Annotated in this window: 22 protein-coding genes; all 22 read right to left on the bottom strand. The window is 73.4% G+C overall.

The window, feature by feature from the left end:
- Positions 1-16 precede the first annotated feature (16 nt).
- The 22 genes from JOE63_RS06795 to JOE63_RS06690 all read right to left on the bottom strand — a co-directional run bounded on the left by JOE63_RS06795 (position 17) and on the right by JOE63_RS06690 (position 23417).
- Positions 17-1021 carry a polyprenyl synthetase family protein gene (locus tag JOE63_RS06795; protein WP_087471272.1) on the bottom strand — a complete coding sequence of 335 codons (1005 nt, stop codon included), beginning with the start codon at positions 1019-1021 and terminating at the stop codon, positions 17-19.
- Between the two features lie 65 nt (positions 1022-1086).
- A complete protein-coding gene (gene nuoN, locus JOE63_RS06790) occupies positions 1087-2859 on the bottom strand; it encodes an NADH-quinone oxidoreductase subunit NuoN (protein ID WP_087471271.1) in 1773 nt (590 codons plus the stop codon).
- Positions 2856-4526, bottom strand: a complete 1671-nt coding sequence (locus tag JOE63_RS06785; protein ID WP_087471270.1) for an NADH-quinone oxidoreductase subunit M — start codon at positions 4524-4526, stop codon at positions 2856-2858. The genes nuoN and JOE63_RS06785 overlap by 4 nt, the downstream gene beginning before the upstream one ends.
- A gap of 13 nt (positions 4527-4539) precedes the next feature.
- The gene (nuoL, locus tag JOE63_RS06780) at positions 4540-6570 is read right to left on the bottom strand and encodes an NADH-quinone oxidoreductase subunit L (RefSeq protein WP_087471269.1); all 2031 of its coding nucleotides are present in this window, start codon (positions 6568-6570) and stop codon (positions 4540-4542) included.
- Between the two features lie 13 nt (positions 6571-6583).
- Positions 6584-6883 carry an NADH-quinone oxidoreductase subunit NuoK gene (gene nuoK / locus JOE63_RS06775; protein WP_047234414.1) on the bottom strand — a complete coding sequence of 100 codons (300 nt, stop codon included), beginning with the start codon at positions 6881-6883 and terminating at the stop codon, positions 6584-6586.
- Complete coding sequence (locus tag JOE63_RS06770; protein ID WP_087471268.1) at positions 6883-7821, bottom strand: NADH-quinone oxidoreductase subunit J; 939 nt, start codon at positions 7819-7821, stop codon at positions 6883-6885. The genes nuoK and JOE63_RS06770 overlap by 1 nt, the downstream gene beginning before the upstream one ends.
- Positions 7818-8549 (bottom strand): NADH-quinone oxidoreductase subunit NuoI, encoded by a 732-nt coding sequence (nuoI, locus tag JOE63_RS06765; protein WP_204540144.1) that lies wholly within the window; start codon positions 8547-8549, stop codon positions 7818-7820. The genes JOE63_RS06770 and nuoI overlap by 4 nt, the downstream gene beginning before the upstream one ends.
- The gene (nuoH, locus tag JOE63_RS06760; protein ID WP_087471266.1) at positions 8542-9957 is read right to left on the bottom strand and encodes an NADH-quinone oxidoreductase subunit NuoH; all 1416 of its coding nucleotides are present in this window, start codon (positions 9955-9957) and stop codon (positions 8542-8544) included. Before nuoH ends, nuoI begins: the two co-directional genes overlap by 8 nt.
- On the bottom strand, positions 9954-12644 hold the full coding sequence (locus JOE63_RS06755; RefSeq protein WP_204540141.1) for an NADH-quinone oxidoreductase subunit G: 2691 nt from the start codon (positions 12642-12644) through the stop codon (positions 9954-9956). The genes nuoH and JOE63_RS06755 overlap by 4 nt, the downstream gene beginning before the upstream one ends.
- Complete coding sequence (nuoF, locus tag JOE63_RS06750; protein ID WP_087471264.1) at positions 12644-14011, bottom strand: NADH-quinone oxidoreductase subunit NuoF; 1368 nt, start codon at positions 14009-14011, stop codon at positions 12644-12646. Before nuoF ends, JOE63_RS06755 begins: the two co-directional genes overlap by 1 nt.
- Positions 14008-14922: an NADH-quinone oxidoreductase subunit NuoE gene (gene nuoE, locus JOE63_RS06745; RefSeq protein ID WP_087471263.1), complete on the bottom strand. Its 915-nt coding sequence runs from the start codon at positions 14920-14922 to the stop codon at positions 14008-14010. The genes nuoF and nuoE overlap by 4 nt, the downstream gene beginning before the upstream one ends.
- Complete coding sequence (locus JOE63_RS06740; RefSeq protein WP_204540138.1) at positions 14919-16298, bottom strand: NADH-quinone oxidoreductase subunit D; 1380 nt, start codon at positions 16296-16298, stop codon at positions 14919-14921. The genes nuoE and JOE63_RS06740 overlap by 4 nt, the downstream gene beginning before the upstream one ends.
- The gene (locus JOE63_RS06735; protein WP_239577389.1) at positions 16295-16996 is read right to left on the bottom strand and encodes an NADH-quinone oxidoreductase subunit C; all 702 of its coding nucleotides are present in this window, start codon (positions 16994-16996) and stop codon (positions 16295-16297) included. Before JOE63_RS06735 ends, JOE63_RS06740 begins: the two co-directional genes overlap by 4 nt.
- Before the next feature lie 71 nt (positions 16997-17067).
- Positions 17068-17619, bottom strand: a complete 552-nt coding sequence (locus tag JOE63_RS06730; RefSeq protein ID WP_047234408.1) for a NuoB/complex I 20 kDa subunit family protein — start codon at positions 17617-17619, stop codon at positions 17068-17070.
- Between the two features lie 56 nt (positions 17620-17675).
- Positions 17676-18038, bottom strand: a complete 363-nt coding sequence (locus JOE63_RS06725) for an NADH-quinone oxidoreductase subunit A (RefSeq protein ID WP_047234407.1) — start codon at positions 18036-18038, stop codon at positions 17676-17678.
- A gap of 106 nt (positions 18039-18144) precedes the next feature.
- On the bottom strand, positions 18145-19479 hold the full coding sequence (locus JOE63_RS06720) for a geranylgeranyl reductase family protein (protein WP_087472805.1): 1335 nt from the start codon (positions 19477-19479) through the stop codon (positions 18145-18147).
- Positions 19480-19756: 277 nt separating this feature from the next.
- Complete coding sequence (locus JOE63_RS06715; RefSeq protein ID WP_204540135.1) at positions 19757-20452, bottom strand: hypothetical protein; 696 nt, start codon at positions 20450-20452, stop codon at positions 19757-19759.
- Complete coding sequence (locus JOE63_RS06710) at positions 20449-21021, bottom strand: signal peptidase I (protein WP_204540133.1); 573 nt, start codon at positions 21019-21021, stop codon at positions 20449-20451. The genes JOE63_RS06715 and JOE63_RS06710 overlap by 4 nt, the downstream gene beginning before the upstream one ends.
- Positions 21014-21484, bottom strand: coding sequence for a hypothetical protein (locus JOE63_RS06705; RefSeq protein ID WP_204540129.1), 471 nt, complete (start codon positions 21482-21484; stop codon positions 21014-21016). Before JOE63_RS06705 ends, JOE63_RS06710 begins: the two co-directional genes overlap by 8 nt.
- A complete protein-coding gene (locus JOE63_RS06700; protein ID WP_204540126.1) occupies positions 21481-22023 on the bottom strand; it encodes a hypothetical protein in 543 nt (180 codons plus the stop codon). Before JOE63_RS06700 ends, JOE63_RS06705 begins: the two co-directional genes overlap by 4 nt.
- Positions 22024-22033: 10 nt before the next feature.
- Positions 22034-22576 (bottom strand): alternate-type signal peptide domain-containing protein, encoded by a 543-nt coding sequence (locus JOE63_RS06695; protein ID WP_087471256.1) that lies wholly within the window; start codon positions 22574-22576, stop codon positions 22034-22036.
- 145 nt (positions 22577-22721) lie between these two features.
- Positions 22722-23417, bottom strand: coding sequence for a demethylmenaquinone methyltransferase (locus JOE63_RS06690; RefSeq protein WP_204540123.1), 696 nt, complete (start codon positions 23415-23417; stop codon positions 22722-22724).
- Positions 23418-23480 lie beyond the last annotated feature (63 nt).

The raw sequence follows: 23480 nt of genomic DNA, 5'->3' as shown, positions 1-23480 counted from the left end.
ACCCTCCGCGAGACCGTCAGGCGGCGCGGTCGGCGAGCGCCTCCGCGAAGGACCGCAGCGCGTCGGCGACCGGACCGTCGGGGAGCCTGTCGAGCTCCGCCACGGCCGACCGCGCCCAGCGGACCGCCAGCGCACGCGTCTCGCCGAGCACCTCGTGCCGGCGCAGCGCGGCCACGGCCGCGGCGAGCGCGGCGTCGTCCGTGAGGTCGGAGTCGAGGAGCTCGACGAGCCCGGCGTCCGCCTCGCTCGCCGTCCCGTTCGCGATCCGGGCGCGGAGCAGGAGGACGGGCATGGTCGGCACCTTCTCGCGCAGGTCGGTGCCCGGCGTCTTGCCGGACTCGTCGCCCGACGACGCCAGGTCGAGCACGTCGTCGGCGAGCTGGAACGCGACCCCGAGCTTCTCCCCGTAGGCGGAGACCATCTCGACGACGTCGGCCGCGCACCCGGCGAACATCGCACCGAGCCGGGCGGACGTCGACAGGAGCGAGGCCGTCTTGTCGGCCAGCACCTCGAGGTAGTGGTCGACGGGGTCGTCGCCCGCGTCCGGACCGATCGTCTCGTGCAGCTGGCCCAGGCACAGCCGCTCGAACGTCCTCGCCTGGATCAGCACGGCCTCCGGCCCGAGCGCCGCGACGGTCGACGCCGCACGCGCGAAGAGCAGGTCGCCCACCATGATCGCGACGGAGTTCCCCCACACCGCGTGCGCGGACGGTGCGCCGCGGCGCACCGGGGCGGAGTCCATGACGTCGTCGTGGTACAGCGACGCGAGGTGCGTGAGCTCGACGACGACCGCCGCCTCCACGACCTTGGGCCGCGTCCCGTCCCCGAGCTCGGCGGCGAGCAGGGTGAGCAGCGGCCGGAGCCGCTTGCCGCCCGCGTTGACGAGGTGTCGGGACGCGGTGTCGGCGAGCGGGTCGGCGTGCGCGACGGCGTCGCGCAGCCGGGCCTCGACCCCCGCGAGCCGCTCGGTGAGGGCGGCGGCGAGCGCGGGGTCCGAGATCGGGATCGCGGTGGTCGTCACGGGCGCGGTCCGATCACGCGGGCCGCGGGGCCCGGCGGGCGCGGGCGGCACGGAAGGCACAGAGGTCACGGGACGAACTTAACCGCCTCGGCCGCCAGATCGAGAACCGGGGACGGGAACACACCGAGGAGGAGCACCCCGAGCGCGCACACGGCGATCGCGATCGTCGTCGGACCGGTCGACCGGACGACGGTCACGCCCGGCCCATCGACCGCACGGTCGTCGTCGTCCGACCCGTCCGCCGGGCCTCCGGACGGCGCCGTGAAGAACATCAGCACGATGATGCGGACGTAGAAGAACACCGCGACCGCCGACGCGAGGACGCCGACCACGGCAAGCACCCACGTCGAGCCCCCGCCCTGGCCGTCGGGCCCGGCGACGGCCGCGCCGAACGCGGTGAACTTCGCCACGAAGCCCGCCGTGAGCGGGATGCCCGCCATGGAGAGGAGGAAGAGGGAGAACACGCCCGCGAGCCACGGGCTCCGGCGTCCGAGCCCCGCCCACTGGGCGAGGTGCGTCGCCTCGCCGAGCACGGCGACCGGCTGCTCCGCCGCCCCGTCCGTCGCGTTGTCCGCGGCGTCGGTTCCTGCCGCCCCTGCACCCACCGCCGCGGGCACGCGCCCTCGCACCGGGGCGGTCTCGCGCACCAGCGTGACGACCGCGAACGCGCCGACCGTCGCGAGGCCGTAGACGAGCAGGTAGAAGACCGTCGCGCGCAGCGAGAGCTGCGAGAACCCGACGACGCCGACGAGGATGAAGCCCGCGTGGGCGATCGACGAGTAGGCGAGCAGGCGTTTCACGTCGGTCTGCACGGCACCGACGACGGTGCCGACGACCATGGTGAGCAGCGTGACGATCCACAGCGCGACGAACAGGTCCTCGCGCGCCGTGGGCGAGGACTGCGCGAGCCCCAGGCTCACGACGTACAGGACGCGCAGCAGAGCGCCGAACGCCGCCGCCTTGGTGCACGCGGCCATGAAACCCGTGATGGGCGTCGGGGCGCCCTGGTAGACGTCGGGCGTCCACGCGTGGAACGGCGCGGCGCCGATCTTGAAGAGCAGGCCCGCGAGGACGAGCAGGACGCCGACGACGACGAGACCGGGCATGCTCGCGAGCGGCCCGGCGGGGTTCGCGAGCGACTGGTAGACCTCGACGAGGTCGACCGAGCCGGCGAAGCCGTACACGAGCGCGACGCCGAACACGAACAGGGCGGAGGCGAACGCCCCGAGGAGGAAGTACTTGAACGACGCCTCCTGCGAGAGCAGGCGACGGCGGCGGGCCATCGCCGAGAGCACGTAGAGCGGGAGCGAGAGCACCTCGAGCGCGACGAACATCACGAGGAGGTTGCCCGTCGCGGGGAAGATCATCATGCCGCCCACGGCGAAGAGCACGAGCGGGTAGACCTCGGTCTGCTCGAGGCCCTTGCGGCGCGTGAGGTCCTCGTACGGCGAGCCCGGGACGGCCGCCGCGGACGGCGCGAACGCGTCCTGGCCGGTCGACGTCTTGTCGGCGATCACGAGGATCGCCAGGAACGCGAGCAGGACGACGATCCCCTGGATCGCGAGCCCGAACGGGTCGATCACCATCGACCCGCCGAGCACCCGGACCCCGTACGGTGCGCCGTCGGCGCCCTGGACGGCGGGATCGCGCCACAGCACGACGACGAGCGCGAACGCCGCGGCCGTCGCGAGCAGCGCGAGGACGACCTGCGTCGTGCGCCGGACGCGCGCGGGGACGAACGCCTCGATCAGCACCCCGACGACGCCGGCGCCCAGCACGACGAGGATCGGGGCGAGGTAGAGCCAGTCGACCGTGGGGGCCACGAAGGAGTCGTTCACGACTCGCTCCCTTCGTCGGTGCTACGAGAGACGGACGACCCCTGGCTCTCGAGGGCGACCTGCTCGGCCCCCTCGGCGAACGGGTCGGAGCGCGGCGGGTCCTCGACGCCGGCGACCGCGAGGTCGGACAGGGTGACCTCCGCGGGCTCGCGCACGAGGTCGAGCGCGGGAGCCGGGTAGAAGCCGAGGACGAGGAGGACCGTGATCAGCGGCGCGACGACCCACTTCTCGCGCGCCCCGAGGTCGGGGAGCTGGTCGAGCCCTTCGCGGGTGCTCCCCGTGAAGATCCGCTGGTAGGTCAGCAGCACGTAGAGCGCTGCGAGCACGACGCCGAGCACCGCGACGAGCGCCGCCCACGGGCTGCGCGCGAACGTGCCGACGAGCACCATGATCTCGCTGACGAACGTCGACAGGCCGGGCAGCGACAGCGCGGAGAGGCCGGCCACGAGGAACGTCCCGGCCAGCACGGGGACGACCTTCTGCAGGCCGCCGTAGTCCGCGATGCGCTGCGAGCGCTCCGGGTGGCGGGCGATCAGGAACCCCGCGAGGAGGAACAGCGCGCCCGTCGAGATCCCGTGGTTGACCATGTACAGCGACGACCCGGACACGCTGAGCGACGTGAACGCGAAGATGCCGAGCACGATGAACCCGAAGTGGGACACCGACGTGTAGGCGATGAGTCGCATGAGGTCGCTCTGGCCGATCGCCATGAGCGCGCCGTAGAGGATCGACACGACCGCCAGGACGATCACGACCGGGGCCGCCCACGCGCTCGCGTGCGGGAAGAGCGGGAGGCACAGCGTGAGCATCCCGAACGTGCCGACCTTGTCCAGCACGCCGACGAGGAGCGTGGACGTGCCCGCGGGCGCGTGCTGCGCGGCGTCGGGCAGCCAGGTGTGGACGGGGAAGAGCGGCGCCTTGATGGCGAACGCGAGGAAGAACCCGAGGAACAGCAGCCGCTCCGTCGCGACGGGCATGGGCGACGCGGCGAACGTCTCGACGAGGTTCGCGGTGAGGAACGCGTCCTCGGGGCGTGCGCCCGTCGCCGGGTCGATCGGCACCTGCACGTACAGGGCGATGACCGCCGCGAGCATGATGAGCCCGCCCGCGAGCGAGAACAGCAGGAACTTCACCGCCGCGTAGCGCCGCCGCGCCCCGACGCCGAACCCGCCGATCATGAAGTAGACCGGGATGAGCATCGCCTCGAACAGCACGTAGAAGAGGAACACGTCGCGCGCGACGAACACCGCGACCATGAACGCCTCGAGCAGCAGGACGAGCGCGAGGTAGTGGCGCAGGCGGCGCACGTCGCCGTCCTGCTCCTTCCACGCGGCCAGCACGACGAGCGGGACGAGCAGGACCGACAGCGCGACGAGCGCGAGCGCGACGCCGTCGGCGCCCACCGCGTAGCTCGCGCCGATCTGCGGGATCCAGCGGTACGTCTCGGCGAGCTGGTGCGTGCCGGCTGCCGACGTGTCGAACGCGGTGAACGCGCCGACGAGCAGGCCCAGCTCGACGAGCGCGGCGCCGAGGGCGATGCCGCGCACCGTGCGCAGGGCGCCCGCGCCGACGCCGCGCGTGCGGGCCGCGGCCGTGAGCCACACCGCCGCGGCCCCCACCAGGGGCCAGGCGACGAGCAGGGACAGCCAGGGGACGGAGGTAGTCATGGTTGTCTCCCTCTCAGCTCGCGGAGCCGGTGGTCAGGGCGAGGACGACGGCGACGATCACGACGAGGCCGCCGAGCATCGTCGCGCCGTACGAGCGCACGTAGCCGTTCTGCCACCCACGCAGCCACTCCCCGATCCGGCCGACCAGGCCGGCGAGGCCCATCCAGCCGCCGTCGACCATCTCCTTGTCGGCGTAGACGAGCGAGCGCGTGAGGTACTGGCCGGGCCGCATGAAAACGGCCTCGTTGACGTCGTCCTGGTACAGGTCGCGGCGGGCCGCACGCGTGAGCACGGAGCCCCGCGGCGCGCGGACCGGGACGCTCGACATCGCGTACTGGCGCCACGCGAGCGCCGCACCCGCGAGGACGAGCAGGAGCGTCAGGGTGATGAGCGACCACACCGGCAGGACCGGCTCGTGGTGCTCGGCGTGCCCGGTGACGGGCTCGAGCCACGTGACGAAGCGCGAGCCCGCGGCGAGGATGCCGCCGAGGGCCACCGAGCCGACCGCCAGGACGATCATCGGCCACGTCATGAGCCGCGGGGACTCGTGCGGGTGCTGGACCGGGCCGTCCTGCGGGCCGAGCCCGTCCGCCGAGCCGCTGCCGTCGTTCCAGCGACGGCGCCCGGAGAACGTCATGAAGAACAGGCGCGACATGTAGAACGCGGTGATCCCGGCGCCGAGCAGCGCGACGCCGCCGAAGACCCACGCCCGCCACGGCTCGCCGTCGACGGGGACGAACGCGGCCTCGATGATCTTGTCCTTGCTCCAGAAGCCGGAGAACGGCGGGATGCCGAGGATCGCGAGCCAACCCATCATGAACGTGATCCACGTGACCTTCATGTACCGCGCGAGGCCGCCGAACCGGCGCATGTCGACCTGGTCGTCCATGCCGTGCATGACGGAGCCGGCCCCGAGGAACATCCCGGCCTTGAAGAACCCGTGCGTGACGAGGTGGAAGATCGCGAACGCGTACCCGATCGGGCCGAGCCCGGCGGCGAGGATCATGTACCCGATCTGGGACATGGTCGACGCCGCGAGGGCCTTCTTGATGTCGTCCTTGGCGCAGCCGACGATCGCCCCGAAGAGGAGCGTCACCGCGCCGACGATCACGACGACGAGCTGCGCGGTGGGCGCTCCCTCGAAGATCGGGGCCGACCGGACGACGAGGTAGACGCCCGCCGTGACCATGGTGGCCGCGTGGATGAGGGCGGAGACCGGCGTCGGGCCGGCCATGGCGTCCCCGAGCCAGGCCTGGAGGGGGAACTGCGCCGACTTGCCGCACGCGGCGAGCAGGAGCGCGATGCTCGTCGCGGTGAGCAGCGCGGTCGACGCCTCGGGCACCTGCGCGAACACGGTGGTGAAGTCGACCGCGCCGAACGTCGCGAACATCAGCATGAGGGCGACGATGAGGCCGATGTCGCCCACGCGGTTCATGACGAACGCCTTCTTGGCCGCGACCGCGTACGCGCGGTTGTGGTTCCAGAACCCGATGAGCAGGTACGACGCCAGGCCCACGCCCTCCCAGCCGACGAACAGCAGCAGGTAGGAGTCGGCGAGGACGAGCACGAGCATCGCCGCGACGAACAGGTTGAGGTAGGCGAAGAACCGCCGCCGGTCGCGGTCGTGCGCCATGTAGGCGACCGCGTAGACGTGGATCAGCGTGCCGACGAACGTCACGAGGAGGACGAACGTCAGGGACAGCGGGTCGATCCGCAGCCCCATCGCCAGGTCGAGGCCGCCGGACACGATCCAGTCGCCGATGCGGAAGTCGACCACGCGCTCGTCGACGGGCAGGCCCAGCATCACGAGGAAGAGGACCAGGCCCACCACGAACGCGGCGCCGGACATGAGCACGCCGAACCACGCGCCCCAGCGGTCGCTGCGGCGCCCGGCGAGGAGGAGGACGGCCGCCCCGAGGAGCGGGAGCAGCACCAGGAACGGTGCCACGAGGAACGCGCCCGGCACGGTCTCGGACGCGGGCACGACGTCGGTCGCGGCCAGCAGTCCGCTCGCCGTGGGCAGGGCGGGAAGGAGCGTCGTCATCGGTGCCGGCCCCTCAGCTCTTGAGCAGGTTGACGTCGTCGACCGAGGCGGACCGACGGGTGCGGAAGATGGACACGATGATCGCGAGGCCGACGACGACCTCCGCCGCCGCGACGACCATGACGAAGAACGCGAGCACCTGCCCGGTCACGTCACCGTGCATCCGGGCGAAGGTGACGAACGCGAGGTTGGTCGCGTTGAGCATGAGCTCGATGCCCATGAACACGATGATCGCGTTGCGCCGCAGCAGCACGGTCGCGGCGCCGATCGAGAACAGGATCGCCGCGAGCACGAGGTAGTTGGTGAGCTCCATCAGTCCTCTCCTCGCTCGGTCCCGCGAGCGTCACCGGGGACCCGGGACCGGCCCGGGTCGTCGGGTCCGGCGACCTCCCCCGCGGGCGCCTCGCCCTCGGGCTGGTCGGCGGTCGCGGTCTGCACCGTGCGCTCGTTCGCGTCCCGGGCCCGCAGCGCGGGCAGCGCCCGCAGCGGCTCGTGCTCGACGAGCACCTCGCGCTCGGCCTCGAGGATCGTCCCGGCCGACCGCTCCTGGCCGCGGATGCGCAGGATGCGGGAGACCGACTCCTCGATGGGCCGGCCCTGCGCGTCGAGCGCCGGGGTGTCCATGGCGTTGTTCTGCGCGTACACGCCGGGGGCGGCGAGCGGCGTGAGCCGGCCGCCCGCGGGCAGCGCCGCGACCTTCGCGTCGGCCTGCTCGCGCTGACCCACCTTCGGGGTGAGCCGGCGCCGGTGCGTGAGCACGAGCGCCGAGACCGCGGCGGTGATGAGCAGGATGCCCACGACCTCCATCGCGAACACGTAGTCCGCGAAGAGCACGCGCGCGAGCGCGACCGGGTTGGTCGCCGCGTTGGCGAGCTCGAGGCCCACCGACGGCGGGAACGTCGCCTGCGCGACCACGCCCACCAGCACGACGCCGAGCCCGAGCCCGAGGAGCACGCCGACCCAGCGCTGCCCGCGGATCGTCTCCACGAGCGAGTCCGACGCGTCGACCCCGACGAGCATGAGCACGAAGAGGAACAGCATCATCACGGCGCCCGTGTACACGACCACCTGGACGACGCCGAGGAACGACGCCTCCTGCGCGATGTAGAGGATCGCGAGGTCGACCATGACGAACATGACCGCGATGGCGGCGTGCACCGCCTTGCGCGCGAAGAGCAGCGAGAGCGCCGCGAGGACCATGAGGGGGGCGAGGACCCAGAAGAGGACCGCCTCGCCGCCGCTCGCGGTCACCGGGCGGCCTTCCGGGCCGACGCGCCGGCGGACCGCCCCGAGGTCGGCGTGACCCGCCGGACCTCCGGCGGCGGCCCTGTGGGCTCCGGCGGGAGGGTCGGGTCGTCCGGCCGGTGCTCGCGCACCCAGTCCACCTGCTCGGCCACCGGGCCGCTCACCTCCCCGCGGTAGTACTCGGTGTCCGAGGTCCCGGGCACCATCGGGTGGGGCGCGGCGAGCATCCGCTCCTGGAGCGGCGCGAGCAGGTCCTGCTTCTCCCAGATCATGCCCTCGCGCGTCGGCCCGGCGAGCTCGTACTCGTTCGTCATCGTCAGCGCGCGCGTGGGGCACGCCTCGATGCAGAGCCCGCAGAAGATGCAGCGCAGGTAGTTGATCTGGTAGACGCGCCCGTACCGCTCGCCGGGCGACATGTGGCCGCCGTCGGGCAGGTCGGCGTTGTCCGCGCCCTCGACGTAGATCGCGTCCGCGGGGCACGCCCACGCGCACAGCTCGCAGCCGATGCACTTCTCGAGCCCGTCGGGGTACCGGTTGAGCTGGTGGCGCCCGTGGTACCGCGGCTTCGTCGGCACCTTCTGGCGCGGGTACTGCTCGGTGACCGTCGGCCGGAACATCGAGGAGAAGGTCACGCCGAACCCGGCGACGGGCGCGAGCGCCTCGCGCAGCCCCTTCGCCTGGGGACGCCGGACCTCGTACTCGCCGGGCCGGGTCGGCTTCTGGTCGTCAGCCACGGTCGACCTCCTTGTCGTGCGGTGTGTCTCGGGGGGCACCGGCGCCCGGCGAGCCGGACGCCCCGGGCGAGCGTGCGTCGTCGGGCACCAGGGCACGACGGCGGGGCGAGGGCGGGAGCGACTGGCCCGGCAGCGGCGGGACGGGGAACCCGCCCGCGAACGCGTCGAACGGCTCGGGACCGGTGCCCGCGGCGCGGGGCGTCGCGCCGGGTGGCGCCTTCTTCTCGGGCCAGAACCACACGACGACCACCACCACGAGGGCGAGCGCGACGGCGATGCCGACGAAGACCCGGAGGTCGACGTCGAGGAACTGGCGCACGGCCTGCGCGACGGCGAGCAGCACGAGCCACGCGAGCGCGAACGGGATGAGGACCTTCCAGCCGAACCGCATGAACTGGTCGTAGCGCAGGCGCAGCAGCGTGCCACGGACCCACACGAAGAAGAACATGACGGCCCAGACCTTGACGAGGAACCAGAGGATGGGCCACCAGCCCTCGTTGAACATGCCGTCGTTGATCGCCGAGAGCGGCCACGGGGCGCGCCACCCACCGAGGAAGAGCGTCGTCGCGACGGCGGAGACGTTGAGCATGTTGATGTACTCCGCGAGGAAGAACCACGCGAACTTCATCGATGAGTACTCGGTCATGTACCCCGACACGAGCTCGCCCTCGGCCTCAGGGAGGTCGAACGGCAGGCGGTTCGTCTCGCCGACCATCGAGATGACGTAGATGACGAACGCCGGCAGGAGCGGGAGGAACCACCAGAGCTGCGTCTGCGAGTCGACGATGCGCGAGGTCGACATCGACCCCGCCATGAGGAAGACCGAGACGAGCGAGAGGCCCATCGCGAGCTCGTAGCTGATGACCTGGGCCGTCGAGCGGACCGACCCGAGCAGCGGGTACGTCGACCCGGACGACCAGCCCCCGAGCACGATCCCGTACACGCCCAGCGACGCGCACGCGAGGATGTAGAGCGTCGCGACCGGGAAGTCGGTGAGCTGCGCCGGCGTCACGTAGTCCGTGAACGGGATCTGCACCTCGGGCCCGAACGGGATGACCGCGAACACCAGCAGCGCGCAGAACACGGAGATCATCGGCGCGAGCAGGTAGACGAACTTGTCCGCCGCCTTGACGGTGATGTCCTCCTTGAGCAGGAGCTTCATCGCGTCGGCGAGCGACTGGAGCAGGCCGAACGGGCCGTGCCAGTTGGGGCCGGGGCGCACCTGCATGCGCGCCACGACCTTGCGCTCGAACCAGATCGCGAACAGCACGCTTGTCAGCAGGAAGACGAGGATGAGGACGGCCTTCACGAGGTACGTCCAGCCGTTGTCCTGCGAGAAGTTCGCGGTGATCCCCGGCACGCCCGGGGTCTCGGCCGCGAGCGCGTGGATCAGGTACCCGCCGCTCATGCGCCCTCCCCTCCGTCGGTGCTCCCAGGCCCGAGCCGGACGACGTCGCCCGGCACGGCGCCGAGCGCCGCGTGCACGGACGACCCCGGCGACCGCAGCGGCAGCCACACCACGTGGTCGACCATGTCGGTCACCACCACCGGGAGCGTGACCGCACCCCGGTCCGTCGAGACGCGCACGAGGTCGCCGTCGAACAGGTCCACCGCGGCGGCCGTCGTCGCGGACAGCCGCGCCACCGGGCGCTTCGCCGTCCCCGCGAGGTAACGCTCGCCGTCCTGGCCGCGCGCGTCGTCGAGCAGGAGCCGCCAGCTCGCGAGGACCGCGGTCCCGGGTGCGACGGCGGGCGGCTCGGTGCTCTCGACGTCCGGCGCGGCGGCGCGCTCGCCGTCCCACGCGCCGTCGCCCACGAGCTGGTCCAGCTCGGCACGCACCGACTCGGTGGTCGCGAGGCCGAGCGGCACGCCTGCGGCGTCGGCCAGCGCGTCGAGCACGCGGTGGTCGGTCATGGCCGTGGAGGCGAGCGCCGCCGGGAACCTGCGCACGCGCCCCTCCCAGCTCACGAACGCGCCCTCGCGCTCGACGGGCGGTGCCACGGGGAGCACGACGTCCGCCAGCTCGGTCACCGCCGAACGCCGCACCTCGAGCGAGACGACGACGTCCGCCGCCTCGAGCGCACGACGCGCGTGCGCGGGGTCCGGCAGGTCGTCGAGCTCGAGACCGCCGACCAGCACGCCCGCGAGCTGGCCGACGGACAGGGCGTCGAGCATCTCCCCGACGTCTCGGCCCGCCGTGGCGGGCAGCCCTGTCGGCTGCGCGTCGGTGGCGGTCACGCCCCAGACGGTCGCGACGTCGACGCGGGCCGCCGCGTCGGCGACCGGACGCCCGCCCGGCAGGAGGTTCGGCAGGGTGCCGGCCTCGACGCCGCCGCGCTCGCCGGCGCGGCGCGGGACCCACGCGAGCCGCGCGCCCGTCGCAGCGACCGCCCGGAGCAGCGCGCTGTACCCGCCGCGCGTCGCGGCGAGCCGCTCGCCGACGAGGATCACGGCGCCCGGCGCCCGGAGCGCGTCGCTGACCTCGGCGAGGAGGTCGGTGCCCTCGGCCTCGTCGAGCGTGCGGACCTGGTCGCCGGCGGCGATGCCGTCGAGCCACTCGGACTCGGTGCCCGGCGCCGCCGGGAGCAGCGTGCCGTGCACGCGCTGCACGCCGCGCGTCGCGAACGGCGCGACGGAGAACACCCGCACCCCGTTCCGCACGGCGCCCTTGCGCAGGCGCAGGAAGGTCACGCCCGCCTCCTCCTCGGCCTCCAGGCCGACGAGGAGGACGGCGGGCGCCTTCTCGAGGTCGGTGAACGTCACCCCGCCGGCGTGACCGACGGCGCGCCCCGCGACGGCGTGCGCGAGGAAGTCCGCCTCCTCCGCGCTGTGGGCGCGGGCGCGGTGGTCGACGTCGTTCGTGCGCAGCCAGGTCCGGGCGAGCTTCGCGTACGCGTACGCGTCCTCGACCGTGAGGCGCCCTCCCGGCAGGACGCCGACGCCTCCGGCGTCACGTGCCCGGGTCAGGGCGTCGGCCGCGACCTCGAGCGCCTCCGCCCACGAGGCGGGGCGCAGCTCGCCGCGCGTCACCGACCCGTCCGGGGCGACCTCGCGGTCGCGCACCAGCGGGTGCGTGAGGCGGTCCGGCGCGGACTGCCACGTGAACGCGAAGCGGTCCCGGTCGGTGATCCACTCCTCGTTGACCAGCGGGTCCTCGCCCGCGAGGCGGCGCAGCACGACGCCGCGGCGGTGGTCGACGCGGATCGCCGAGCCCGACGAGTCGTGCTCGGAGACGGACGGCGTCGACACCAGGTCGAACGGGCGGGACCGGAACCGGTACGCCGCGCCCGTGAGCGCGCCCACCGGACAGATCTGCACCGTGTTGCCCGAGAAGTACGACGCGAACGGCAGCCCCGACTCGTCCTCGAGCGCGAGCCCGACCGGGCGGTCGCCCGGCGCCTGTCCCGCGGGCGGCGCGAAGTCGAGGACCGCCTCGTCGAACCGGCCGATCTGCTGCGCGGCCCCGCGCTTCTGCAGGTCGATGAACGCGTCGCCCGCGATCTCCTGGGAGAAGCGCGTGCACCGCTGGCACAGGACGCAGCGCTCGCGGTCGAGCAGGATCGTCGTCGAGACCGCGATGGGCTTGGGGAACGTGCGCTTGACGTCCACGAACCGGCTCGTCGCGCGGCCGTTGCTCATCGCCTGGTTCTGCAGCGGGCACTCGCCGCCCTTGTCGCACACCGGGCAGTCGAGCGGGTGGTTGATGAGCAGCAGCTCCATGATCCCGTGCTGCGCCTTGTCGGCGACCGCGCTCGTGCGCTGCGTCTTGACCACCATGCCGGGCGTCGCCTCGAGCGTGCACGACGCCTGGGGCTTCGGCATCGGCCGGACGTTGCCCTCACGGTCCGGCGTCGCCACCTCGACGAGGCACTGGCGGCACGCGCCCGCGGGCTCGAGCAGCGGGTGGTCGCAGAACCGCGGGATCTGGATCCCGATCTGCTCGGCCGCGCGGATCACGAGCGTGCCCTTCGGCACCGACATCTCGACGTCGTCGATCGTGAACGTCACGTGGTCCGCGGGGACCGGGGGCTTGGCCGCGCCACCCGTGGGAACGGCCGCTGAGCCGGTGCCCGGGGCGGGGGTCGTGGTCGTCATCAGTGCACTCCTGCCGTCAGGACGCGGGCCGGGCGGGGCGTGTAGTCGAAGAGGGCCGCTGCGGCGGGGTCGAACGGGCAGCGGTGCTCCGTGATGTGCGCCTCGTACTCGTCGCGGAACAGCTCGATGCTGCTCGTCACCGGCGACGTGGCGCCGTCGCCGAGCGCGCAGAACGCGCGGCCCAGGATGTTGTCGCACGTGTCGAGGAGCAGGTCGAGGTCGGACTCCGTGCCCTGGCCCGCCTCGATGCGCGCCAGGACCTGCTTCATCCAGTACGTGCCTTCGCGGCACGGGGTGCACTTGCCGCACGACTCGTGCGCGTAGAAGTCCGTCCACCGGCTCACGGCCCGCACGACGCACGTCGTCTCGTCGAAGAGCTGCAGCGCGCGCGTGCCGAGCATCGAGCCCGCCGCCGCGACCGACTCGTAGTCGAGGGGCGTGTCGAGGTGGGCGTCGGTGAACAGCGGCGTCGACGAGCCGCCCGGTGTCCAGAACTTCAGGGCCTTGCCGCCGCGCATCCCGCCGGCGAGGTCGAGCAGCTCGCGCAGCGTCGTGCCGAGCGGCGCCTCGTACTGCCCCGGCCGCGTCACGTGGCCGGACAGCGAGAACAGGCCGAACCCGGCCGAGCGCTCGGTCCCCATCGACGTGAACCAGTCCGCGCCGCGCGCGACGATCGACGGCACGCTCGCGATGGACTCCACGTTGTTGACGACCGTCGGGCGCGCGTACAGGCCCGCGACCGCCGGGAACGGCGGCTTGAGCCGCGGCTGCCCGCGGCGCCCCTCGAGCGAGTCGAGCAGCGCCGTCTCCTCGCCGCAGATGTACGCACCCGCCCCGGCGTGGACCGTGACGTCCAGGTCGAAACCCGAGCCCTGGACGTTCTTGCCCAGGAACCCGGCCTCGTACGCCTCCTCGACCGCGCGCAGCAGGCGGCGGTACACGTGCAGCACCTCGCCACGCACGTAGATGAACGCGTGGTCGCACCCGATCGCGTACGACGTGATCGCCACGCCCTCCACGAGCGCCTGCGGGCTCGCCAGCATCAGCGGGATGTCCTTGCACGTGCCCGGCTCGGACTCGTCCGCGTTGACGACGAGGTAGCGCGGCCCGCCGTCGGGCGCAGGCAGGAAGCCCCACTTCATGCCCGTCGGGAAGCCCGCGCCGCCGCGGCCGCGCAGGCCTGACGCCTTGACCGTCGCGACGACGTCCGCCGGGTCCTGGGCGAGCGCCGCGCGCAGGCCCGCGTACCCACCGCGGTCCACGTACGACGCCAGCGTCCAGGACCGGTCCGCGTCCCACGTGTCCGACAGGACGGGGGTCAGCGGGTCCGGGGTCGTCCGAGCCACGGTGCCCTGCTGCTCGCTCATGCGTCCGCTCCCTTCGACGGGTCGGGCTGGGTGCCGGGAGACTCTGCCTTGCCGCCGGGGTCGACGTCGGCGTCGGTCGTCGGCGTGCGCTCGGCGCTCGACTGCTCGCCGCCGGTGACCGGCTTCTCGGGCGCGCTCTCGCCACCGGCGTCCGGCCCGCCTGCCGAGGCAGAGGACTGGTCCGGCGAGGTCGAGGCCTGGTCGGTGCCGGGGGCGGTCCAGCCCTGCTCGCGCGCGAGGCGGAGTCCGGCGAGGGTGGGCTCGCCCGCGCCGACGCCCTCGTCGGCGCGACCGTCGGGGAAGCCCGCGAGGATGCGGCTCATCTGCTTGAAGGAGCACACGCTCGCGGCGCCGCGCGTCGGGGCGACGGGCTCGCCCGCCCGGAGGCGGTCGACGACGTCGGTCGCCGAGCCGGGCGTCTGGTTGTCGAAGAACTCCCAGTTGACCATCATGACCGGCGCGTAGTCGCAGGCCGCGTTGCACTCGACGCGCTCGAGCGTGATCGCCCCGTCCTCGGTCGTCTCGTCGTGGCCGACGCCGAGGTGGTCGGAGAGCTCGTCGAAGATCGCGTCGCCGCCCATGATCGCGCACAGGGTGTTGGTGCAGACGCCCACGGTGTACGTCCCGTTGGGGTGGCGCTTGTACTGCGTGTAGAACGTCGCGACCGCGGAGACCTCCGCCGCGGTGAGGCCGAGCTGCTCCGCGCAGAAGAGGATGCCGTCGCGCGAGACGTAGCCGTCCTCGGACTGCACGAGGTGCAGCATCGGCAGCAGCGCCGAGCGTGACTCGGGGTAGCGCGCGACGATCTGCGCGGCGTCGGCGGCGAGCCGCGCCGCCGTCTCCGCGTCGTACCCGGGGCGCGGCCCGCCGGCGGGCGAGCCGTTCGTCGCAGGTCCGGCGTCGATGGTCATCGGTCCACCCCTCCCAGCACGGGGTCCAGCGACGCGACGGCGACCACGACGTCGGCCACCTGGCCGCCCTCGCACATCGCCGCCACGGCCTGGAGGTTGTTGAACGACGGGTCGCGGAAGTGCGCCCGGTAGGGGCGCGTGCCGCCGTCGGACACGACGTGCACCCCGAGCTCGCCGCGCGGGTGCTCCACGGTCTGCCACGCCTGGCCGACCGGGACGCGGAAGCCCTCGGTGACGAGCTTGAAGTGGTGGATCAGGGCCTCCATGGAGGTGCCCATGATCTCCTTGATGTGGTCGAGCGAGTTGCCCTGGCCGTCGCTGCCGATCGCGAGCTGCGCCGGCCACGCGATCTTGCGGTCGCCCACCATGACGGGCTGCCCGGCCGTCCTCTCGAGGCGCTCGAGGCACTGCTCGACGATGTGCAGCGACTGGTAGCACTCCTCGAGCCGCAGCACGACGCGGTCGTAGCAGTCGGCGCCGGTCGCGGTCGGGACGTCGAAGTCGTACGTCTCGTAGCCGCAGTACGGGTCGGACTTGCGCACGTCGTACGGGTGGCCGGTCGAGCGCAGCACCGGCCCCGTGATGCCCAGCGCCATGCAGCCCGCGAGGCTGAGGTGCCCGACGCCGACGAGCCGGCCCTTGAAGATCGGGTTGGCGAGCATGAGGTCGCCGAGCTGCCCGAGGTACCGGCGGATGAGCGGGTCGGCCTTGCGGACCTGCTCGACGAGGTCCGGCGGCACGTCCTGCGCGACGCCGCCGGGACGCACGTAGGCGTTGTTCATGCGCAGTCCCGTCACCGCCTCGAAGATCCGCAGGATCTCCTCGCGCGCGGTGAACGCGATGGTCATGACGGTCGTCGCGCCCATCTCGTTGCCGCCCGTGCCGAGACACACGAGGTGGGACGCGATGCGGTTGAGCTCCATCATGAGGACGCGGATGACGCTCGCCCGCTCGGGCACGTCGTCCGTGATGCCGAGCAGCTTCTCGACCGCGAGGCAGTACGCCGTCTCCTGGAACAGCGGCGCGAGGTAGTCCATGCGGGTGCAGAACGTGACGCCCTGCGTCCACGTCCGGTACTCCATGTTCTTCTCGATGCCGGTGTGCAGGTAGCCGATGCCGCACCGCGCCTCGGTGACGGTCTCGCCGTCGATCTCGAGCATGAGGCGGAGCACGCCGTGCGTGGACGGGTGCTGCGGCCCCATGTTGACGACGATGCGCTCCTCGCCGAGCGCGGCCGCGGCGACGGCGCTCTCGGCGATGTCCGCCCAGTCGCCGCCCGACGCCTCGAAGCTCGGGACGCCCTCGTCGAAGTCCCCGACGGGCGGGCGGGTCGAGTGCGGGGCGGCGCCGGGGGCGCCGGTGGTGTGCGTGCTCACGAGTACGACCTCCTCGTGTCGGGCGGGGGCACGGTCGCGCCCTTGTACTCGACGGGGATCCCGCCGAGCGGGTAGTCCTTGCGCTGCGGGTGGCCCGGCCAGTCGTCGGGCATCTCGATGCGCGCGAGCGACGGGTGGCCGTCGAAGACGATGCCGAAGAAGTCCCACGTCTCGCGCTCGTGCCAGTCGTTCGTCGGGTAGACGGACGTGGTGCTCGGCACGTGCGGGTCGGCGTCGGGCACCGACACCTCGAGGCGCAGCCGACGCCCGTGCGTGATCGACGTGAGGTGGTACACGGCGTGCAGCTCGCGGCCGACGTCGTGCGGGAAGTGCACGCCGCTCACGCCCAGGCTCAGCTCGAACCGCAGGTCCTGGTCGTCGCGCAGCGCACGGCACACGTCGACGAGGTGGTCGCGGTGCACATGGATCGTCAGCTCGGCGTGCGCGCCCGGCGGGTCCACGACGACGCGCTCCACCGCGGCCTCGAACCGCGTGCCGCCCTCGGCGAGCACCTCGGCGAGGACGTCGACGACCTCGTCGAACCAGCCGCCGTACGGCCGCGGGCTCGCACCGGGCATCGCGACGGGCTGGACGAGCCCGCCGTACCCCGACGTGTCGCCCGAGCCGTGGACGCCGAACATGCCCTCGCGCACCTCGACGACCTCGAGCGTGCGCGGCGCGCCCGCCCCGGTCACCAGGTCGCCCGACCGCGGTCCGGAGACCTCCTCGGGCTGCGGCACGGGCGTGCCGCCGCCCGTCTTCTCGTCCGTCACCGCAGCAGCCCCTTCATCTGGAACGTGGGCGTCGCCTCGAGCGCCGCCGCCTCGGCGGCACGCGCCGCCTCCTTGCGGTTCACGCCGAGCGGCTCGTGCTGGATCTGGTCGTGCAGCGCGAGGATCGCGTTGATGAGCATCTCCGGCCGCGGCGGGCAGCCCGGGAGGTAGATGTCCACGGGCACGATGTGGTCGACGCCCTGCACGATCGCGTAGTTGTTGAACATGCCGCCGCTGGACGCGCACACGCCCATCGACAGCACCCACTTGGGCTCGCTCATCTGGTCGTAGACCTGCCGCACGACCGGCGCCATCTTCTGGCTCACGCGCCCGGCCACGATCATGAGGTCCGCCTGGCGCGGCGAGGCCCGGAAGACCTCCATGCCGAAGCGCGACAGGTCGAACCGCGACGCGCCGGCGGCCATCATCTCGATGGCGCAGCACGCGAGCCCGAACGTCACGGGCCACAGCGACGCCTTGCGCAGGTACCCCGCGAGGTCCTCGATCGTGGTGAGCAAGAAGCCCGAGGGAGCCTCCTCGATCCCCATGGTGTTCTCCTAGTTCTCTCGCCGGAGCCCGCTGCCGCGGACGGTCGGTCGGTCGCTCAGTCCCACTCGAGACCACCCCGGCGCCACTCGTAGACGAACGGGACGGTGATGAGCGCCAGGAACGCGAGCATCGCGACGAGGCCGAAGGTCGCGAGCGTCGCGAAGTCGACCGCCCACGGGTAGAGGAAGACGACCTCGATGTCGAAGACGATGAACGTCATGGCGACGAGGTAGTACTTGATCGGGAAGCGCCCGCCGCCGATCGCGTGGGGCGTGGGCTCGATGCCGCACTCGTAGGCGTCGAGCTTGGCGCGGTTGTACCGCTTGGGGCCGATGACCGCGCTCGCGGCGACGCCGCCGAGAGCCAGCACGGCGGCCACGCCCATGAGGACGAGAAGCGGTACGTACGGGTTGGTCATCGCGTACTCCTCGAGTGGGGGCTCGGGACGGGGACGCCCGGGCGGTGCCCGGGAAGACCTGCAGGTGGTGCGAGCGCCCGCGTCGTTGCGGGCCCACCTCGTGGGCTCATGACGAGGGCACCACCCTCGTCAGCCCCGCGATGACGCGGTCGACCCAGTCGCCGCCGCGGGGCTCGTAGCAGTCGGACAGGAGCTTGAGGACGAACCGCATGACGACCGGGCGCGGGAGCCCGTAGCGCGTGCAGATCCGCATGATCTCGGGGTGCTCGATGAGCTTCACGAAGTACCGGCCGAGCGTGTAGTAGCCGCCCAGCTCGCGGCGCATGATCCGCGGGTAGGTCTGCAGCGCGCGCTCACGGCCACCGTCGGTGAGCCGCACGCGCGACTGGGCGACGACGTCGGCCGCCGCCCGCCCGGCCTGCATCGCGTACGCGATGCCCTCGCCGTTGAACGGGCTGACCATGCCGCCGGAGTCGCCCACGAGGAGCACGCCGCGCGTGTACAGCGGCGACCGGTTGAAGCCCATGGGGAGCGCCGCGCCGCGCACGGGCGCGAGCCGGTTCTCCTCGGTGAACTCCCACTCCTCGGGCGCGTTGCGCATCCAGGTGGCGAAGAGGTCCTTGTAGTCGACGTTCGCCGCCGACTGGCGCGCCGGGGTCGAGCTCACCGAGCCGAGCCCGACGTTCGCGGTCCCGTCGCCGAGCGAGAAGATCCAGCCGTAGCCGGGCAGCAGGTTGGACTCGCGGGGCTTGCCGTCCCACAGCTCGAGGTGCGACTCCATCCACGGGTCGTCGTGGCGGGGGGTGCGGAAGTAGGTGCGGACGGCGACGCCGATGGGCCGGTCCTCGCGTCGCGCGAGGCCTAGCGCGAGCGCGAAGCGCGACGAGACGCCGTCGGCGGCGATGACGACGGGCGCGCGGTAGGTGACCTCGTCGCCCGCACGCCGTCCCTTGTCGTCCACGGGCCGCGCGGTGACGCCGACGACGCGGCCGGTGCGCTCGTCGAGCACGGGGCCCGTGACGGCGGTGCGCTCCAGCAGCTTGGCCCCGGTGCGCTGCGCGTGCTCGGCGAGGGTCCGGTCGAACGAGTGGCGGGCGCGGGCCATGCCGTAGCTCGGGTAGGACGCGAGGTCGGGCCACGCGAGCTCCCACGAGCGGCCGCTCGCGACGACGCGCAGGCCCTCGTTGCGGATCCAGCCGTCCTCGGCGCGCGTCGGGACGCCCATGCGCACGAGCTCGGCCACCGCGCGGGGCGTCAGACCGTCGCCGCAGATCTTGTCGCGCGGGAACGAGGACTTCTCCAGCAGGAGGACGCTCAGCCCGGCGGCGGCGCAGTAGTGGGCCGCCGCGGAGCCCGCCGGACCCGCGCCCACGACGATGACGTCGGCGTCGTCGAGCCTCGCGCCCACCGTGCTCACCTCACCGTCCGGTCGTCGGGACATCTCCTGGTGGTCCACCGTGACCCGGGTCGGGACACGGCGCACCCACGGTCCTTGTGAAGTCGGTCACAATGGACATCGCCACTCTAGTCACTCCCGGCGCGGGATGTGTAGCAAGGCGACCCTTCCCTGGGAGATCCTGTGACGAAGGTCCTCGCGCCCGACGACTCCCGGCCCTGTGGCTCGGGACCGGCGGGCAAGGGGCCCGGACCGCCGATGGCCTAGCCTCTCCGCGCCGTCCCGGCTCCCGGAACGCGCGGCCGGCTCGCGTCGCCGCAGGTCAGCGACCGCCGGACGACGCCGCGCGCCGCCGCCCGAGTCGGGCGAGCACCAGCCCGGCACCGGCCGCGAGCGCCGCGGCGACCGCGATCCCCCACGCGTCCGCCCCGGTGCGCGCCAGCCCGGGACCGGTCGACGGCGGCTCCCCCGGGACGGTCGGCGGGGCGGCGTCCGCGACGCCCACGAGGTGCACGGTCTCCAGCACCCCGGCGACCGAGCGGCGCGTGGACGACGGTGCGGTCGCGGACATCGCGACGCTGACCTCCACCCGGCCCACCTCCCCGGGGTCGAGCACGGGCCCCTCCCAGGTCGCGGCGCCCGGCACCGCGCCGTCCAGCCGGACGTCGAGCCACGCGCCGAGCCCCGTCCGGGCGGCCGTCGGGTCGACGTCGGGCGCGAGGTCGACGAGGACGCGCGCCGCCGTCGGGCCGTCGTTGCGGACCCACAGGTCGCGCACGACGGTCGCCCCCGGCACGGCGAGCGCGTCCGACCCGAAGAGGGACGCCGGGAGGCCGGGCGTCCACGTCGCGCCGTCGGCACTCAGCCGGAGCGCGTCCTCCTCCCCCGGCACCACGCCCGTGCCCGCCGCGGCGCTCGCCGTCGCCCCCACCGCGGCCTGGCCCGGCCCGGCGAGCACCAGCGCGAGCAGCACCCCGGCGAGCGCGCGTCGCGCCCCTCGACCCGGCTCCCGGCTCACGGCGTCACCGCCGGGGACCTCCGGCGCCGCGAGCGCTCGCGCAGTCCCGCCGCGACCTGCCAGGCGCCCCACCCGAGGAGCCCGGCCGCGGCCACGACGGCGACGGTGCGGCGCGTGTCCCCCGACACCGCGGAGCTCACCCACCCGAGCAGCGGGACCGCGTAGACGACCGTGCCGCGGACCTGCACGGGGCGGACCGGTTCCGGGTCGGGGCCCGCGTTGGCGTCCCCCTGCGTCGTGAGCACCCGCTCGTCTCCCGCCCCCACGCCGACGGCGACGACCCGGTGGGTGACGACCTCCGGCCGGCCCGAGGCGAGCTGGTACGTGACCACGTCCCCCGGGGCGACGCGCTCGACGTCGACCGGCCGCACGACGACCATCGTCCCGGGCGGGTAGGTCGGCCGCATGGACCCGGTGAGGACCGTGTACGGCGTCGCCCCCAGCACGAGCGGCACGACGACCCCCACGAGCGCGATCGCGACGGCGCACCCGAGCGCGAGGACGCCGAGCGCCCGGGCGAGCGGCCCGGACCGCCGCGCGCCGTCCCGCGCGTGCCGGCGCTCAGACACAGCGGATCCCGACGCCCTCGGTCAGCGTCGCGTTCCGGACGGCGACCGTCCCCGCGGCGACGGAGGTCCACCCCGAGGCGTGGACGGCCTGCACGCGCACCTGGAGGGGCTGCCCGCCCAGCAGGAGGTCGAGGATGGACTCGAGGAGGCCCCCGAGCAGGGTCGTCGAGACGACGACCTGCGGCGTCGTCGTCTCGGTCGTCGCTGTCTCACCACCACCGCTGAACGTCACCCGGTAGCGCGCCGGGGCAGGCGTCGGCGCGGTCCACGTCACGGTCGCGGTCCGTGCCGCGAACGTCCCCGTGTTCGCGCACAGGACGTTCGTCGGCGGCGGCACGGTCCCCGCCGACACGGTCGTCCACAACGACCCGCTCGCGGTCCACCACGCCACGGCCGGGGCACCGACGAGCGCGAGCGCCACGGCCAGCGCCGCCGCGACGCGGAGCCTCGTGCCGCGCCTCACGAGGGCCTGCTCTCGATGGTCACCGTCACCGCGACCTGCGCGCTCTGCCCCTGCCACTCGCCCGGGCTCCCCGCGGGCAGCGTGTAGCGGACGCACACCTGCGTCGTCGCGCCGCGCGCGTACGTCTGGGGGCTGAGCGTCCCGGCGGGAAGCGCCGTCCCCGTGCAGGTCGTCCCGGGGTAGAACGCGACGGTCGGCCGCACGACCCCCTCGTACGCGACCGCGAGCCGATAGCGCCAGGTGCCGTCGCCCGTGTGGGTGACGGCGACCACGCCGTCGCGGGACTGGCCCGGCAGCATCGCCGTGAGGTCGGGGAACGTCTGCCAGGACGTCTCGACGCCGAACGAGCCCGACCGCACGTCCGCCCCGCTGACCGGCTGCGACGCCGACCACGTGGCCCACGCCGCACCCGCCGAGAGCGGGAGCGCGGCGAGCGCGAGCACGACGGCGCCACGCGCGACGGCACGGCCGCGCGGGACGCGGCCCTGCTCCGGTGGCGGACCGGGCGACCGTGCGCGGCGGGAGCGGACGATGCCCACCGCGGGCCTCTCAGAGGTGCTGCTCGAGCGTGAACGTCAGGCTCGACAGGTTCACGACCGAGCTCGTCGCGACCTGGTCCGGCGTGGTCTCGTCGAACGTCAGCGTGACGTCGGCGTCGACCGCCGGGTAGGCGGCCGTCGACGGCGCGACCGCGAACGTGCCGTCGCCGTTGTCCGTCGCCCACGACGGCGGGCCGTCGAGCACGAACGCCACGTCCAGCGCGTCGACGAGCGCCTGGTCGCCGGTGAGCGTGTCCGTGCCCGAGACCGCGAGGGTCGACTGCAACGAGTCCCCGATCGCGGTCACGGTGATCGGCTGGCTGAGCGCCAGCACGTCGCCCGGGACGATGCGGACGGCCGTGACGTCCGCGACCGCGGTCCCGTTGAGCGTCCAGGCGGCCGTCCCCAGCGCGAGGTCCAGGTCACCGGAGCTGATGTCCCCCGCCTCCGCGACGGCCTGCGAGTCGGACCACAGCGCGTAGGTCCCGGCCCCTCCGAGGAGGAGGAGCGCCCCCGCCCCGATCGCCAGCGCACCCTTGGTCAGGCGTTCCATGTCGTGCCCCCTACGTACCGCGCACGGGCCCCCGTTGGCCGCGCTCGTCCTTCGACGATAGGTCGGACGTCGTGGACCGGCTCGCCCAGGCGTCGGGCGCGACGGGTGAACTCGCCGCCGTCCGGGCCCGGGCCGGGCGGCGGCGTCAGGCGGGGCGCGTGCCCCGGTGGAGCGCGACGATCCCGCCGGAGAGGTTGCGGTAGGCGACCTTCTCCCAGCCCGCGCGGAGCAGGAGCCGGCCGAGCCCGACCTGGTCGGGCCAGGCCGCGATGGACTCCGCGAGGTACTCGTACGAGCCGCCCTCGCGCGTCACGGCGGCGGCGATGCGGGGCAGCGCCTGCACGAGGTACTCCTGGTACAGGACCCGGAACGGCGCCCACGTCGGGGTGGAGAACTCGCAGATCACGACCCGCCCGCCCGGGCGCACGACGCGCAGCATCTCGCGCAGCGCGCCCTCGGTGTCGACGACGTTGCGCAGCCCGAACGAGATCGTCACGGCGTCGAACGTCCCGTCCGCGAACGGCAGGCGCGTCGCGTCACCGGCGACGAACGGCAGGTCGGGCCGGCGCTCCTTGCCGACCTGGAGCATGCCGAGCGAGAAGTCGCAGGGCACGACCCGTACCCCGTCGTCGGCGAACGGCTCGGACGACGTCCCGGTCCCGGCCGCGAGGTCGAGGACCTTCTCCCCCGGCAGCGCGCCGACCGCGCGCACCGTCGCCCGCCGCCAGGCACGGTCCTGGCCGAACGACATGATGTCGTTCGTCAGGTCGTAGCGCGAGGCGATCCCGTCGAACATCGACGCGACCTCGGAGGGCTTCTTGTCCAGGTTGGCGCGGGGCATGCCGCCCATGCTTCCACGTCCCCGCACCGCAGGGCGCACCCGCGTGCGCGGCTTACGCTGGGA

The organism is Cellulosimicrobium cellulans (assembly GCF_016907755.1).
Lineage (GTDB): Bacteria > Actinomycetota > Actinomycetes > Actinomycetales > Cellulomonadaceae > Cellulosimicrobium > Cellulosimicrobium cellulans_D.
The sequence above is the reverse complement of the archived record's forward strand: the minus strand, read 5'-3'. Positions and strand labels throughout refer to the sequence as shown.

Coding starts and splice junctions, on each gene's coding strand:
- JOE63_RS06695 (WP_087471256.1), bottom strand. CDS start 22,576: ATGGAACGCCTGACCAAGGGTGCGCTGGCGATCGGGGCGGGGGCGCTC.
- nuoH (WP_087471266.1), bottom strand. CDS start 9,957: ATGAGCGGCGGGTACCTGATCCACGCGCTCGCGGCCGAGACCCCGGGC.
- nuoF (WP_087471264.1), bottom strand. CDS start 14,011: ATGAGCGAGCAGCAGGGCACCGTGGCTCGGACGACCCCGGACCCGCTG.
- JOE63_RS06720 (WP_087472805.1), bottom strand. CDS start 19,479: ATGTCCCGACGACCGGACGGTGAGGTGAGCACGGTGGGCGCGAGGCTC.
- nuoK (WP_047234414.1), bottom strand. CDS start 6,883: ATGGAGCTCACCAACTACCTCGTGCTCGCGGCGATCCTGTTCTCGATC.
- JOE63_RS06725 (WP_047234407.1), bottom strand. CDS start 18,038: ATGACCAACCCGTACGTACCGCTTCTCGTCCTCATGGGCGTGGCCGCC.
- nuoE (WP_087471263.1), bottom strand. CDS start 14,922: ATGACCATCGACGCCGGACCTGCGACGAACGGCTCGCCCGCCGGCGGG.
- JOE63_RS06755 (WP_204540141.1), bottom strand. CDS start 12,644: ATGACGACCACGACCCCCGCCCCGGGCACCGGCTCAGCGGCCGTTCCC.
- JOE63_RS06690 (WP_204540123.1), bottom strand. CDS start 23,417: ATGCCCCGCGCCAACCTGGACAAGAAGCCCTCCGAGGTCGCGTCGATG.
- JOE63_RS06785 (WP_087471270.1), bottom strand. CDS start 4,526: ATGACTACCTCCGTCCCCTGGCTGTCCCTGCTCGTCGCCTGGCCCCTG.
- nuoL (WP_087471269.1), bottom strand. CDS start 6,570: ATGACGACGCTCCTTCCCGCCCTGCCCACGGCGAGCGGACTGCTGGCC.
- JOE63_RS06730 (WP_047234408.1), bottom strand. CDS start 17,619: ATGGGGATCGAGGAGGCTCCCTCGGGCTTCTTGCTCACCACGATCGAG.